General features: G+C 65.8%; 11 protein-coding genes. 2 read left to right on the top strand and 9 right to left on the bottom strand.

What is annotated here, in order from left to right:
* Window positions 1-97: 97 nt before the first annotated feature.
* The 9 genes from virB11 to RIB52_RS05890 all read right to left on the bottom strand — a co-directional run bounded on the left by virB11 (window position 98) and on the right by RIB52_RS05890 (window position 8,837).
* Window positions 98-1,156, bottom strand: a complete 1,059-nt coding sequence (gene virB11 / locus RIB52_RS05930; protein WP_350173922.1) for a P-type DNA transfer ATPase VirB11 — start codon at window positions 1,154-1,156, stop codon at window positions 98-100.
* 20 nt (window positions 1,157-1,176) lie between these two features.
* Window positions 1,177-2,310 (bottom strand): TrbI/VirB10 family protein, encoded by a 1,134-nt coding sequence (locus RIB52_RS05925; protein ID WP_350173920.1) that lies wholly within the window; start codon window positions 2,308-2,310, stop codon window positions 1,177-1,179.
* Window positions 2,311-2,359: 49 nt separating this feature from the next.
* Window positions 2,360-3,196: a TrbG/VirB9 family P-type conjugative transfer protein gene (locus RIB52_RS05920; RefSeq protein WP_350173918.1), complete on the bottom strand. Its 837-nt coding sequence runs from the start codon at window positions 3,194-3,196 to the stop codon at window positions 2,360-2,362.
* Complete coding sequence (locus RIB52_RS05915) at window positions 3,193-4,401, bottom strand: TrbL/VirB6 family protein (RefSeq protein ID WP_350173916.1); 1,209 nt, start codon at window positions 4,399-4,401, stop codon at window positions 3,193-3,195. Before RIB52_RS05915 ends, RIB52_RS05920 begins: the two co-directional genes overlap by 4 nt.
* On the bottom strand, window positions 4,398-6,854 hold the full coding sequence (locus RIB52_RS05910; RefSeq protein ID WP_350173914.1) for a VirB4 family type IV secretion/conjugal transfer ATPase: 2,457 nt from the start codon (window positions 6,852-6,854) through the stop codon (window positions 4,398-4,400). Before RIB52_RS05910 ends, RIB52_RS05915 begins: the two co-directional genes overlap by 4 nt.
* Window positions 6,855-6,891: 37 nt before the next feature.
* Window positions 6,892-7,176, bottom strand: coding sequence for a VirB3 family type IV secretion system protein (locus RIB52_RS05905; RefSeq protein WP_350173912.1), 285 nt, complete (start codon window positions 7,174-7,176; stop codon window positions 6,892-6,894).
* A 6-nt stretch (window positions 7,177-7,182) separates the two neighbouring features.
* On the bottom strand, window positions 7,183-7,488 hold the full coding sequence (locus RIB52_RS05900) for a TrbC/VirB2 family type IV secretion system protein (RefSeq protein ID WP_350173910.1): 306 nt from the start codon (window positions 7,486-7,488) through the stop codon (window positions 7,183-7,185).
* Window positions 7,489-7,534: 46 nt separating this feature from the next.
* Window positions 7,535-8,233, bottom strand: coding sequence for a lytic transglycosylase domain-containing protein (locus RIB52_RS05895; RefSeq protein ID WP_350173908.1), 699 nt, complete (start codon window positions 8,231-8,233; stop codon window positions 7,535-7,537).
* Window positions 8,234-8,441: 208 nt separating this feature from the next.
* The gene (locus tag RIB52_RS05890; RefSeq protein ID WP_350173906.1) at window positions 8,442-8,837 is read right to left on the bottom strand and encodes a tetratricopeptide repeat protein; all 396 of its coding nucleotides are present in this window, start codon (window positions 8,835-8,837) and stop codon (window positions 8,442-8,444) included.
* Window positions 8,838-9,158: 321 nt separating this feature from the next.
* Here RIB52_RS05890 and RIB52_RS05885 point away from each other — a divergent pair, with 321 nt between their 5' ends.
* The gene (locus RIB52_RS05885) at window positions 9,159-10,715 is read left to right on the top strand and encodes a beta-helix domain-containing protein (RefSeq protein ID WP_350173904.1); all 1,557 of its coding nucleotides are present in this window, start codon (window positions 9,159-9,161) and stop codon (window positions 10,713-10,715) included.
* 116 nt (window positions 10,716-10,831) lie between these two features.
* Complete coding sequence (locus RIB52_RS05880) at window positions 10,832-13,597, top strand: TonB-dependent receptor domain-containing protein (RefSeq protein ID WP_350173902.1); 2,766 nt, start codon at window positions 10,832-10,834, stop codon at window positions 13,595-13,597.
* Window positions 13,598-13,871: the final 274 nt, after the last annotated feature.

Here is a 13,871-nt window from a genome sequence, read left to right as displayed (position 1 = left end):
AAGCCCGTGTAAATCACGAAAGGTCCGGTGTCACAAGAATGTCAGATAAGCGGGAGGCGGGTCGCGCGGTCCGCATCGCGCGGCGGCGCGATGGCAGTCAAACAAGACTCCTGCTGTCGGCGATCTCCACGATGCCGCGCTTGCCGTTCGCATCACGGCCGAGCTGCACCAGCACGTCGATCACGCTTGCGGCATAGGCGATCGTGTCGGTGCGCGTCAGGCCGATGCCGGTCTGCATCACCATCAGCGAGAGCTGTTCCAGTGCGCCTTTGAGCGAATTGGCGTGGATCGTGGAAAAGCTGCCAGGATGGCCGGTGTTGATCGCGCGCAGGAAGGAGACGCTCTCCGCGCCGCGCAATTCGCCCAGCACGATGCGATCGGGCCGTAGGCGCAGCGCGGCCTGCAGCAATTCGTTCGCCGTCACCTTGGCCTCGCCCAGCTCGCCCTTGACCGCGACGAGGCCGACCGAATTTTCGCCGGGGAATTTGAGTTCGGGCGTGTCCTCTACCAGCACCACGCGTTCGTGGCGCGGAATCTCGCCGAGCATGGCGTTGAGGAACGTGGTCTTGCCGGTGCTGGTCCCGCCCGAGACGAGGATCGTGCGACGCTGCCGGATCGATTCGCGCAGAAAAGCGATGGGTTCGCCCTGCGCATCGGGCATTGCAGGCGCTTCGGCACCCGTCAGCGGACCGGTGTCATAAGCGTCGAGCGGCAGGTCCAGTCGGCGGTGGCGGCGGATCGCCATGACCCAGTGTCGGCGGCTTGCCGGAGGCCCGCAGAACTGGATGCGCGCCCCGTCAGGCAGCGTCGCGCCGAGGAGCGGATGCTCGCGGTTGATGCCCTGGTGTGAAACCCGCGCGACCTGTTCGGCGAGCCGTTGGACCAGCCGGTCGTCGATTTCGGGCGTGTCGATGCGCTGCATACCGGGATCGGACGCGTCCTCGATCCAGACTTCGCCCGGCCGGTTGACCATGATCTCGGTCACCGTGTCCTTCTGCAGCCAGCGGCGGAACGGGGCCAGATAGGCGTCGAGATAGACGCTGCGTTCGGACAGGTCGGCGAGGCTGTCGCGCGGAATCTCGCCATCGACAGGACCGGAGAGGGACCCATCGGCCGGAGCGTCGCCCGTGCCGAGAGAATGGATGTCCGCGCTCATGCCCTTGCCCCGTCTCGCGTTCAGTTCGCGACCGTGCTGAAATCGAGATCGCGCGCGGTGAAAACGCGGATCGGTTCTCCCGCGCGCACGCGGATCGTGGGCGGACGCTGGCCGTTCTGCTGCACCGCCGAGTTCGCCGCGCTCTGCGCGCCGCCGGCGACGATGACCCCGCCGACGCCGCCCGTCGCGATCGCGCCGAGCCCGCCGATCGTCGAGAACAGCAGGCCCGAACCGAAACGGCTCCAGAAATGCGAGTCGACATCGCCCGCCAGGCCGGTCGTCCCGTCGAAGGCGACCGCCGGCGACGCGATGTTGATCGAGGCGCCATCGGGCCGGATCAGGCGCGTCCAGACGACATAGGCGCGCTTCTGCCCCTGCTCGACCCCCGACTGGTACTGCCCGACAAGGCGCGAGGAGCGCGGGATGAGCACTTTCTTGCCATCGAAGCTTTTCACGTCCTGGCTTACCACCGCGCGGACATAACCGGGCACGTCGGTGTTGATCGCGGTCTCGAGCACGGCGGGGATCATCGTCCCCTGCGTCACCGTGGTCGAGGGATTGGCCATCGGCTGCGCCTGAACGGGCGCGCCGCCGACACCGCCGATGCGGCTGGCGAAGGCCGCAGCCGAGCCGCCGGCAGCCGCCCCCCCGGCATTGGCCATGACTTCGCCCGATGGCGCGGAGCCTGCCGGATCGCCGACACGCGCCGGATTGGCAGCGCTGCTCGCGTCATAGACCATGGTCGGGCTGGCATAGGGATTGGCCGCAGAGGCGGGATTCGCACCCGGATCACGCGCGAGAACCGGCGCGGGGGCGGGATCGGGGCGCGGTTCGGCCGGAGCGGGCGCTTCGGCCGGGGCCTCGGCGGGCGCGGGTGCGGCGGCCTGCTGCGGCGGGGCGACATCGGGGTTGCCGATCGGCTCGGGCGCGGGGGTCTCGGGCGCGTTCATCGCCCAGAAGGTCGTTGCGCCGAGCGCAAGCACGATCAGCCCGCCCGCAGCAAGGCCGAGCCCGTCGGTCTTCGCCTTGCGGTCGGCAACGCCGGGAAAGGCGCTCCGGCTGGCGAGGTCGATGACTTCGGCGCTTTCCTGTTCGCGCGGATCGCCATCGGCACCGCCCGTGGTCGAATCGCCCTTCTTGGGCGGCAGTCGCATGGCAAGACGCATTACTTCATCTCCCCTTCAAATCGGTTGCGGACCATATTCACGAGCCTCCCTGTATGCCCTTCCCCGCAGCCGCGCTGCGCGGACGAGGCGGGCCGGCATTGGTGAGCGTGGCGGTATCGTCGCCAGAGCGCAGGATGATCTGGCCCGGCACTTCGTCGAGCACGATCGTGTCCCCGCGCACGGTCGAATTGGCAACGCCCAGTTCGCCGCGCTCGTTCATGACGAGGATCGCCGGGATCGGTGTTCCCGCGGGCCAAGTGAGGAAGACCGCCTCGCCGTTGTCATAGGCGCGCGCCGGCAGCAATTCGCTGTCGCCCTCGCTCGCCCATTCGAAATTAAGCACCGACGGATCGGTCACCGCATACGGATCGCGCGCCGCCGCCATTTCGAGCGCGCTCGCCTTTTCCTGCGCGTCGCGTTCGGCCTGCGCGGCGAGGCGGGCCTCGCGCTCGGCCTTCTCGGCCTCGGGATAGGAGAATTGCAGCACGTAGAGCGGTTCGTTGCGCGGCGAGGCAACGAGGTCGAAGAGATAGGTCCGCCTGGTGGTCACGACGGTCATATTTGTCGCAGCGCTCGGCTCCAGCGGTTTCACGAACAGGATCGATTGGGCCTTGTTCGGCTGGACCTGCCACGCCTTGCTGTCGCCGATCGCGACATTCTCGATGCGCTCGTCTTCGCGGAACTTGATCGTCGTCTGCACCCGCACGCGCCCGCGAATCGTGAAGACCTGCGCCTCGTCGAAGGTGAGCGTACGGATCCGGGCGTCGCTTTGCGACGCGCCGTCCCGTCGCTCGTCGGACGTGGCCTGCGCGGTGGCGTGCGAAGCGATGGCAAAACTCGAAAGGGCGAGCGCGAAGGCAAGGGCGCGCGTCATCGGGAGGTCTCCGTTTTCGGGGCCGCAGCGCCCTTGGCGCGCGGCGAAGATGCCGGGCGGAACCGGTTGCCGATCCCGCGCGTGCGCGATGCAGCGGGGCTATCGCCCGCTGCCTGACCGCTTGCTGAAGAGGTGGCGTAGACGCGTGTTTCGCGCACCGTGCCGCTATCGCCCGGGCCGGCGCCGCCATAATCGTTCGCCGGGGCGGCGGTGCGCAGTCCGGCGACATCGACGCGGCGCGGTGCGGCGCTCGCGGCGGGTGCGCTCGCAGGCAGGGTCGTTCCCGCGCTGCCCGTCGAAGGCGCAGCGTAGGAGGGCGGGCGCGTCGTATCGACCCCGCGCCCGCTTTCGTCCGAGCTCGCAAGGCCGAAGACTTGCCAGCCCGACACCATGGTCGTCGTCACTTTGAGCGCCATGAACATCAAGGCCATGTGGACCGCGCCCACGAGGAAGAAGGCCATCGCCGCCTGCTGGTCGATCTGGCCGGGTACCGCGACCAGCGCGGCGAGGATGGGCACGGCGATCTCGAGCATGATCGTGCCGCCCAGCACCGCGAACAGCGGCGCGAGAGCGAGCATCGTCATGCCCTTGAGCCAGCCGGTGAACAGCCCGCGCGTGCCGCTGAACAGCGCCAGAACCACGAAGATCGGCCCCACTGCCAGCAGCAGCGCCAGCCCGATCCGCGCCGTCACCAGCAGGCCAACCGTGCCGAGCAGCAGCAGCATCGCGCCTAGCCACATCATGCCGGGCGGCGAGAAGGCGTTGATATCGCTCTGCCCGGTCGAGGCCTCCTGCACCGCGAGGAATACGACATCGAGCTTTTGCGCGAAGGTTGCCGTGGCCGATCCTTCCGTGCCTGTCAGGACGCCCGCCACCCAGTCGGGCCCGAGCACGAAAATGTTGTAGAACACGGTGGAAAAGGCGACGAAACTGGTCGCGAAGGTCAGCACCAGCCCCACCGTCATGATGCGCGGGACAAGATGCCGCACCGATACGTTCGACCGACCCAGCATCAGCGAGATACCGAAGAACGCGGCGTAGAACACCAGGAGCGACACGAGCACGAATCGCATCTGCCCGTCATCGCCGAACAGCCGCCCGAAAGCCTGTTCGCTGACCTGCGCGGCGATGCAGTCGACCGCAGTCAGCGCCGCGGCGACGCCTGCGCCCATGTCCTGGGCGACGAGATCGCAGGACGTCGTCATTCCGCCGCCTGCCAGACCGGATGCCCGTTCGCGTCCATTTCGCCCGATCCATCAGGCCCACCCCCATCGGGCCAGGCGCGATTCGTGAGCGCGGGATACCATTGCGCCGGATCGTCGCCGACCGCTTCGCGCAGCAGGTCGAGCCGCCGCACCGCCGCCTCGCGGCCCGACAGGATGGTCAGAACCTCGGGCGCGCCCGACAGGTCCAATCGCACGACGACGCTTGCATCGGGCTGGCGCACTAGGAAACAGCGGCTGTGCGCGGGCAGCGAGCGGATCAGCGCGAGTTCGTGGTCCGTCAGGCCGAAACCGTCGCAGTAATCCTCGGCCCGCGCGCGGCTGTTGGGCATGAAAACCATGGTCGCAGTCTGCTCGACCAATGCGGTGGAAATGCGGCTTTCCAGCGCATCGCGCGCCGACTGCGTGGCGAATCCGACCAGGGCGTTGCGCTTGCGCAGGGTCTTGAGCCAGTCGCGGATGCGCGCGGCGAAGACCTCGTCGTCCAGCGCCTTCCAGCCCTCGTCGATCAGGATCATCGTCGGCTGTCCGTCGAGCCGTTCGTCGATGCGGTGGAAGAGATACATCATCACCGGCGTGCGCAGGCGCGGATTTTCGAGCAGCGCGGTCATGTCGAAGCCGAGCACGCGCTCGTCGAGGTCGAGCGCGTCGCGTTCATTGTCGAACATCCAGGCATGCTCGCCGCCCTCGCCGCTCGCATCGCCGATCCACGCGCCCAACCGGTCGGCAAGGTCGCCCGGTTCGGGCCGGCGGGCCCCTGCGAGCAATTCCTTGAAGTGGCGCAGGCGGCGCAGGCGCGAATCGTTGGCATAGGCCGCGTCCACCGCGGCACTGATCGTCGCGTATTCCTCCGGCCCGTCGGCTTTCAGCAGCACGCCCAGCCAGTCGCGCAGGAAGGCGCGGTTGGCGGCGGTGTCAGGCAGCGCGAGCGGGTTAAATCCGGTCGGCTCGCCCGGATTGATCCGATCATAGCGCCCGCCGATCCCGCGGATGAACAGCTCCGCCCCGCGATCCTTGTCGAACAGGATCGTGCGCGGTTTGAATTTCTGCGCCTGGGCTGCAAGGAAATTCATCACCACGGTCTTGCCCGACCCGCTGGGCCCGATGACCGAGAAATTGCCGAGGTCGCCGTGGTGGAAATTGAAGAAGAACGGGGTCGCGCTGGTCGTCTCGAGCAGGGTGACCGCATCGCCCCAGTGATTGTTCGCCGCGCTCCCCAGCGCGAAGCCGTGAAAGCTCCCGAAACCCGCCATGTTCGCGCTCGAGATCAGCGCGCGGCGCACGATGAAATCCTCGTTGCCCGGGAACTGGGCCCAGAAAGCGGGTTCGAGATTGACGTCCTCGCGCACCGCGATCGCGCCCGTGTCGGCAAGCGCCGCCGCGCAGGCCGCCGCCGCATCGTCGAGCCGGGGGAGGTCGCGCTCGCGCACGAGCACGGTCAGGTGATGGTCGCCGAACCCGACCGAGCCCGCGCCCAGCGCATCGCGCGCATTCATCATGTCGGTGCGCTCGGCCGCGGCTTCCTCGTCCACCGAGCGCAGGCGCCTGAGCGCCAAGTCGATCCGCTCGCGCGCCGTGGTGCGCTCGTTCGGCGCGTAGCTTTCGGTGACGACCATTTCGTAAGGCAGGCGCAGCAGCCCGTCGAGCAGGCCGGGCGACGTCGCCTCGGGATAGTCCTTGAGCCCGAGGATGGCGGAGAAATCGGGCGCGCCCGACCCGCGCAATTCCATCGCATCGAGGCCGAAGCTGGCGCGGCGATAGGGCAGCATGTGGCCGATATCGACATCGTCGTTCGGGCGGCGCACGGGCCGCATTTCGCCGTTATAGAGCGCACTGAGCAGCTCGAGCATCTCAGAATTGATGCCGCCTGAAGGCGACGTGTAATCGGCCAGCACGCTTGCGCCGTAGGACGAGAGCGAGGCGACGAGGCCGGTGATCGCGCTTTTCAGCGTCCGGACATCCTTGGGATCGGCCTCAAGTTCCTCGGCCCCGCGGCGCGAGAAGAACCGGCCCACGCGTTCGGGCAGGCCCGTCTTGCCGCGCGCGGGGCGACGGATGAGGGTTACGAACTGGTCGTTGATGAACAGCGATCCCCCGGCAAGCCGCTCCTTCCAGCGCGCATCGATGTGGCGCGAAAGCGGATCGTCGAAGTCCGCGTCCAGCTCGACCTCGACCCGGCGGCGAATGACATGGTGATACAGCACGAAGCGCGCATCGAGCGTCGAGCGCAGCATGACTTCGCGCGTCGCGGCATGGGCGTTGAGCGCGTCCGAATCCTCAGTCTCGAACAGAAGTCCGGGAACCTGGATCGCGCTCATCACCGATCCGTCGCGCAAAAGCACGGTGCTTTCGTCGATCAGGCGGGCATAGGGCAGCCGCTCGCCCACGCGCGCTTCCTTCGCGCTCCAGGCGGCGGGTCCGATCCATTTCACCATGTGCGGGCCTCCTTCGGGTGGCCGGTGTCGTTGGGCATCACGGGGTGTAGCTGTTGCAGCCCCAGCGCTTGTGATTCGCAACGCGCGGGCATTTGCTGACCTTCGTGATCCACAGGTCGAAGATACGCGGTTCGCGCAGCGAGGCAAAATAGCCGATGGCGTGCATGATGAACGGCACCGGCAAGATCCACCAGCTGTCCAGCACGAGAAACGCGATCGTCGTCACCATCATGTTGATGATGAAGAAATTGAGCGTGACGCCCGCAAACATCTGCGGCCGTGTCAGGGTCCGGTGGACGGGATGGCGGACAAGCGCGCTCATGGGCCTTCAGAACGCCCCGATGGAATTGACGAGGCGCGGCGCGCCGAAGATGATGAACACGCCGATGATGACCGTGCCGCCATAGCGCCAGTTCATCCGGCCGGTCAGCATCATGAAGCCGACACCGGCCACCGCCATCACGGCGAGACTGGTCGCGATAGGCCCAAGCAGCAGGCCCTGCATCCACAACAGCGCATCGGTGATAGGGCTTTCCGAGCGGGTCGCCTCGCTCTGCGCGTGCGCCGTGACCGGCAGGGCCAGCAGGGCGAGAACGGCCAGCATCCTGGCCGGGACAGTCATAATCGAATTCATTCGGTGTTCCATCATCCTGTAAATCGTTCTGGCCCGGCGCAGGCCCCTATTGGGCATTCGGGCGGGAATGGTTCGCAAGGCGGCCCATGATCGCGGCGACATAGCCTTTCGTCTCGCGAATGTTCGGGATGCCGCCCGCGCGGATCACCCGGCCGGGTCCGGCATTATAGGCGGCGAGCGCCTTTTCAAGGTCGCCGTCGAAGCGGTCGAGCTGTTCGCGCAGATAGCGCGCCCCGCCCTCGAGATTGGCCTGCGGATCGTCCGGGTCGACCCCGAGATAACGCGCCGTGCCCGGCATCAATTGCGCGAGCCCGCGCGCTCCCGCAGGGGAGACCGCGTCGGCGCGCCAGCGGCTCTCCTGCCACACCACCGCCTCGAGCAAAGCGGGTGAAAGGTCGAAACGGCGCGCGAGTTCGTGGATCTTCGCTGCATAGGCGGGAGGGATGGCGCCGTAATGGGCGGACGGATCGACGACGGCGGATTCGGGCACGGTCCCTTCGGAAGAGCCCGCCGGGCCGGAATCGTCGTCAGACCCGCCTCCGGCATAGTCCGCAGCAAGTGGCTCCCCCCCGACCAGCACCGGATCGGCCGCGACCGAATCGGGCCCTTCACCGGGCGCGGAAACCCCGCCGGCAACCCAGCGGGCGCCGTTTTCGTCCACCACCATGACATCGGCCTTGGCCGCGGCCGCGCCGAGGGCGAAAGCGGCGGCGAGGCCCCAAATGCTCGCACGGGCGAGAATCATCGACTTACAACCCTCCAATCCCGCCCCCTTGTCGATCATTGATGACAGGCGGGTGACATTCGCATGAACTCTCTCGTCTCGTCATAGCGCAAGCCCGCGCGAATTTCCCGCCAAAAGCGCCCGTCCGGCCACGCACTGCGCGCACGAAAAACCGGGGCAAGGCTCGCGCCCGCCCCGGTCATCGTCGGCCAGGAGCCGAAAGCCGCGCTCAATCGCGCAGCGAAAGGGCATCCCTGTCGGCCGGGCGGAAGGCACCCTCGCGCAGCATCCGCAGAGCCTTGCGCGCTAGGCGGCGCGAATCGGTCTCGTCGCCCGCCGCAGTCTGCAGCAGCACGACCTCGTCGCTGGTCAGCGCGGCCTCAAACAGGTCCTTCGCTCGTTCCTCTTCACCCGCCTGGGCGTAGGCGATGCCGAGATTGATCAGCACCGCAGCATCGTCAGGTGCAGCGGCGCGTTGGCGCTCGAGCGCGCGGATCGCGTCGGCCTGCCGCCCTTCGGCGAGAGTCGCAGCCGAAAGATCGTTGGTTGCATTCTGTGCATGAGAGGGCGCAGCAAGCGCAAAGGCGAGCGCGCCGGCGGCGGCCATGGTTTTCAAAAGGGCCATATCGTGTCTCCTTGTTACGTGCGGAGTATGATGCGGCATGAGACCGGAAAGTGCAATAGAACTGTAACATTGTCGCATAATCGCAATCTTTGGGGTTTTCGCCATTGTTTTTCAGTAGGTTAAATGTTACAGCCTTGCCATCCGGCCGCTCGCTCGGGCGGGATCGTTTTGTCATATTTGTCTTTCTTCAATCATATTACATAAATTTCATCCTCGCTGTCATGATGAAAGAATAGTGTCATGCGCCGCCCCTAGCGCCCTGATTGCGCATCCGAACGACGCGCTTTGTTCGATTCTCGGTTTTTGAGGGGACCGCTCGCTGTGAAAAATATTCAACGCACTCTCGTCCTGGGTTGCAGCCTGGTCGCTCTGGCTGGCTGCGGCGCGGACGAAATCGTCTCGCCCGGCACTAGCGGCGACATCATCATCAACAATCCGGCTCCGACGCCCACGCCGACGCCGACCCCGACGCCGACCCAGTCGCTCGTCACCCCGGCGGCCGGCTGCCCGACCATCAACTCGACCGGCGGCCTGACCGATGCTGGTACGATCCAGGGGCCGACCGGCGAATATCGCGTCTGCGAACTGCCGGCGGTGTTCGATGCCGATGACACGCTGGGCTATGTCCCCGGCCTGCTCTACGCGATGAACGGCCGGGTCGATGTCGGCACCGACCAGGGCTTCTCCAGCACCGACACGGAAGTTACGCTGGGTGTCGAGCCTGGTGTCATCATTTACGCCGCGACCGGTCGCTCTTTCCTCGTCGTCAATCGCGGCAATGCGATGGAGGCCGACGGCACTGCGGACGCGCCGATCATCTGGACCAGCCGCGACAACGTGCTCGGGCTCGCCGACGACGATTCGGACCAGCAGTGGGGCGGCGTCGTCCTGCTCGGTCGCGCGCCGACCTCGGACTGCTCGACCGGCGTGTTCAACACCGATGCCAACCCGACCGCCAACCCGCAGTGCGAACAGCTGCTCGAAGGCACCACGATCTCGACCATCTTCGGCGGTGCCGACGATGACGACAGCTCGGGTTCGATGAGCTTCAACCAGATTCGCTTCTCCGGCTTCGCGATCGCTCCGGGCGACGAATTGCAGGCGCTCACCACCGGCGCGATCGGTGGCGGCACGACGTTCGAGAACATCCAGTCGTTCAACAGCTCGGATGACGGCATCGAATTCTTCGGCGGCACGGTGAACATGCGCAATGTCGCGGTCGTCGGCGCGTCGGACGACTCGATCGACGCGGACACCGGCACCCAGGGGGCGCTGCAGAACGTGGTGGTCTCGCAGCGTTCCGATGCGGGCGACAGCATCATCGAACTCGACAGCCCGCCGGACGACTTCTCGACCGACGCGCGTCCGCAGACAGTGCTTTCGGTGGTGAACTTCACCTTCATCCAGGGTTCGGGGAACGACCAGGTCGTGCGCGCCCGCGGTGGTTCGCGCATCCGGCTCGCCAACGGCGTGATCCAGGCCAACGGCACGCCCTGCGTACGCATCGACCAGCCCGAAACGATCGACGCTGATCCGACTTTCAACTCGGTCATCGGTGATTGCTCGGACACGCAGCCGCTGCGTGCCACCGATGGTGCGGCTCTGGCCGACCTCGAGGCGATCTACAACGACGCTGCGGCGAACAACACGGTCGACACCGACGTGACCTTCACCAACGCGTTCTTCTACGATGCGGGCACGGCCCCGACCTTCGATGTGACCGGCCTGTCGAGCTTCTTCGTCGCCGCCGACTACATCGGTGCGCTGGAAAGCGACTCGGACGACCGCTTCGTGGGCTGGACCTGCGACTCGAGCATTCTCGACTTCGGTTCGGGCACGGCGTGCACCTCGCTCCCGCTCCGCGAGAACGAGGGCTGATCCCAGTCGGCACGATTGGACGGAGGCGCCGCGTTCGCGCGCGGCGCCTCCCCTATCGGACAATGCGGCCAACCGGCCGTGAGAATTCAGGACCTAACATGAGGGGGTCTCAGATTATGTCGACCGGCAAGCGCCTTGCAGGGCTGCTGCTTCTCACCAGTTCGCTCACATTCCCGTCGATCGCCTATGCGCAGGACCAGGGCGCGCAGGACCAGGGCGAGGCGGACGATCCGCTTCTCGAGAGCGTCCAGGGAAGCGAAGATGAACAATACGACGAACCCGAAGTTTCCGTACCCGGCGGCGGCATCATCGTTACCGGCCGTCGCCAGCGCGACCCGGTGCGCGGCTCGACCCAGGTCCTTAACGTTCTGACCACCGAGGATATCGCCCGAACGGGCGAAGGCAACATCGCCGGCGCGCTCTCGCGCGTTACCGGTCTCAGCCTTGTCGGCGACGGGCGCGTCTTCGTGCGCGGTCTGGGCGATCGCTATTCGCTCGCGCTGCTGAACGGCCTGCCCCTTCCCAGCCCGGAACCGCTGAGCCGTGTCGTCCCGCTCGACATCTTTCCGACGAACATCGTCGCCTCCAGCCTCGTGCAGAAGACCTATTCGGCGAACTATCCCGGCGAATTCGGCGGCGGTGTGATCAACCTCACCACCCGCGCGATCCCGGTCGAGAATTTCCTCACCGTCTCGATGAGCGGCGAATATGACAGCGAAACCACGTTCGAGAACGGGCTGACCTATTTCGGCTCCAACCTCGACTCGCTCGGTTTCGACAACGGCAACCGCGACATTCCCTCCTTCCTCCAGCGGGCGATCGACCAGGGGACACCGCTCGACCAGATCCCGCTCGATGCGACGGTGGGCGATCCGACCGCCCTTACCCGCGAAGCGATCGCGGGCCAGCTGTTGCCGACCAATCTCGTCACGCTGCAGCGGCAGGACAGCCTGCCGGCGAATTTCTCGGCCAACCTTACCGGGGGTCTCAGCCTCGAAGTGGGCGACGGCACCTATCTCGGCATCATCGCGACCGCCGGCTACAAGAACGAGCGGCAGAACCGCTCGGTCCGCAATCAGCGCGCGAGCATCGACGATTTCTCGTTCATCACCGAAGATTCGACCAATTTCATCACCGATGAAAACGTCCTCGTGAACGGCCTTTTGAGCTTCGGCCTCGATTTCGGCGAGAACACGATCCGCTGGACCAATCTCTACATCCGCGACACGCTCAAGACCGCGCGCCTCGCCGAAGGCTTCGACGTGACGCTCGGTTCGGGCGACGGGGCGGATCTCCAGCGTCAGCGCACCGCCTGGTTCGAACGCCAGCTGATCGACACGCAGCTGGTCGGCGAGTTCGAATTCGGCGACGGAGCGTTCGAGCTCGACACGCGCGCCGGCTATGCCCGGACCGACCGCGAAGCACCGTTCAACACGCAGATCCTCTACGCCCGGTCGAACGATACGACCACGGCCGAACCGCCGGATTCGCTGCGCAACCAGCTGGGCTCGAACTTCATCGCCTATTTCGACGGGGACAACGAGTTCTTCAACCAGTCGGTCAGTTTCGACGACCTACAGGAAGAAAACTTATCGGCGGGAGCCGACCTCACCTGGTCGGGGATCGATGGCTTCGACATCACCGTGGGCTACGCCTATTCGGACACCGACCGCCGGTCCGAAAGCCGCATCTTCTCCCCGCTGATCCGGCCGGACAACCGCACCGATGTCGATTTCCAGCCCGCCCTGCTCGGCCTGCAGAAACCGGGTGACATCATCAACGGCGCGACTCTCGCCGGGTTCAATGTCGACGTGCTCGATTTCGTCGATTTCCCGGTGTTCGACGCTTTGCTTGAAGTCCATGCCGCCTACGGCCAGGTCCGCTGGGTGGCGACCGACACGGTGACGGTCGATGTCGGTGTCCGCTACGAGGATGCGACCCAACGCGTCACCCTGCCCGAAGGCCAGACGACAACTCTGCCGGTCGAGACCAACCTGCAAAACGATTATTTTCTGCCGGGCGGCACGGTCACTTGGGAAGTCGTCCCCGACCTGCAGCTGCGCCTGTCGGCATCGAAGACCATCGCCCGGCCTCAATTCCGCGAGCTGGTCGACCAGATCTACTTCGATCCGGTCTCCAACCGCGATTTCCGCGGTAACGCCCAGCTGATCGACAGCGAGTTCCTGAACCTGGAAGGCCGCGCCGAATATTATCTCGGCGGGCGCAACCGGGTCAGCCTCGCGGGTTTCTACAAGGATATCGAGAACCCGATCGAGCCGATCATCCTGGGCGGATCGGGCACGGGCGACTTGACGACGACCTATGCCAACGCGCCCGAGGCAACCCTGTTCGGGGCCGAGTTCGAGTTCATCTACGGCTTCGATCTCGGCAGCTGGGGCGGCTTTTTCGAGACGAAGGAATTCCTCGTCATCGCGAACTACACCTTCACCGACTCCGAGCTCGGCCTGCCCGATCCGGACGCGATCGTGCCGACGGTTGTCGGCGACGTTCCGGTGTCGATCGTGTTCGAGGAAGGCAATCCGCTGGTCGGCCAGTCGGACCATGTCGCCAATGTCCAGCTCGGCTTCGAGGACTTCGAGAAGACCCAGCAGGCCTTCATCCTGTTCAACTATGCCAGCGAGCGGGTCACCACGCGCGGCTTCGCAACCCCCGACGTGGTCGAGGATCCGGGTCTCACGGTCGATTTCGTCGCACGCTCGGATCTCGATGCGTTCGGCCTGCCGCTCCAGCTGAGCTTCGAGGTGCGCAACATCTTCGGCCGCGACAATTTCGAATTCCTCGAAAACGAAACCGGCCGGATCGAAGTGAACACCTTCGACCTCGGCACACGGGTCCAGTTCGGCATCCAGGCGCAGTTCTGATCCCATGCAAACGAACGAAGCCGCGGCGCGTCAGGGCGTGCCGCGGCTTTTTTCGTTGGTGCGACAGATAGGCGGCGCTCCAAGTCTGCTTTTAAGACCGGCCCGGCGAAGCCTGAACGTCTGACATTGGGCGTATTCTGTTGAAGAAGTCGCCGCAGGGGTGAGCTGAAGGCGAGGTTTGGATTTACGCGAGCGAGCTGCCATCCCGCTCAGGCGGGTGCGAGCCCCGGCATTGGTTGCATCTTGGCCAGTTTTCGGAGGTTCTGGGCTGCTG

Source organism: Erythrobacter sp., from assembly GCF_040217515.1.
GTDB lineage: Bacteria > Pseudomonadota > Alphaproteobacteria > Sphingomonadales > Sphingomonadaceae > Erythrobacter.
Note: the sequence above shows the minus strand (reverse complement) of the source record. Positions and strands in the feature narration are given on the sequence as shown.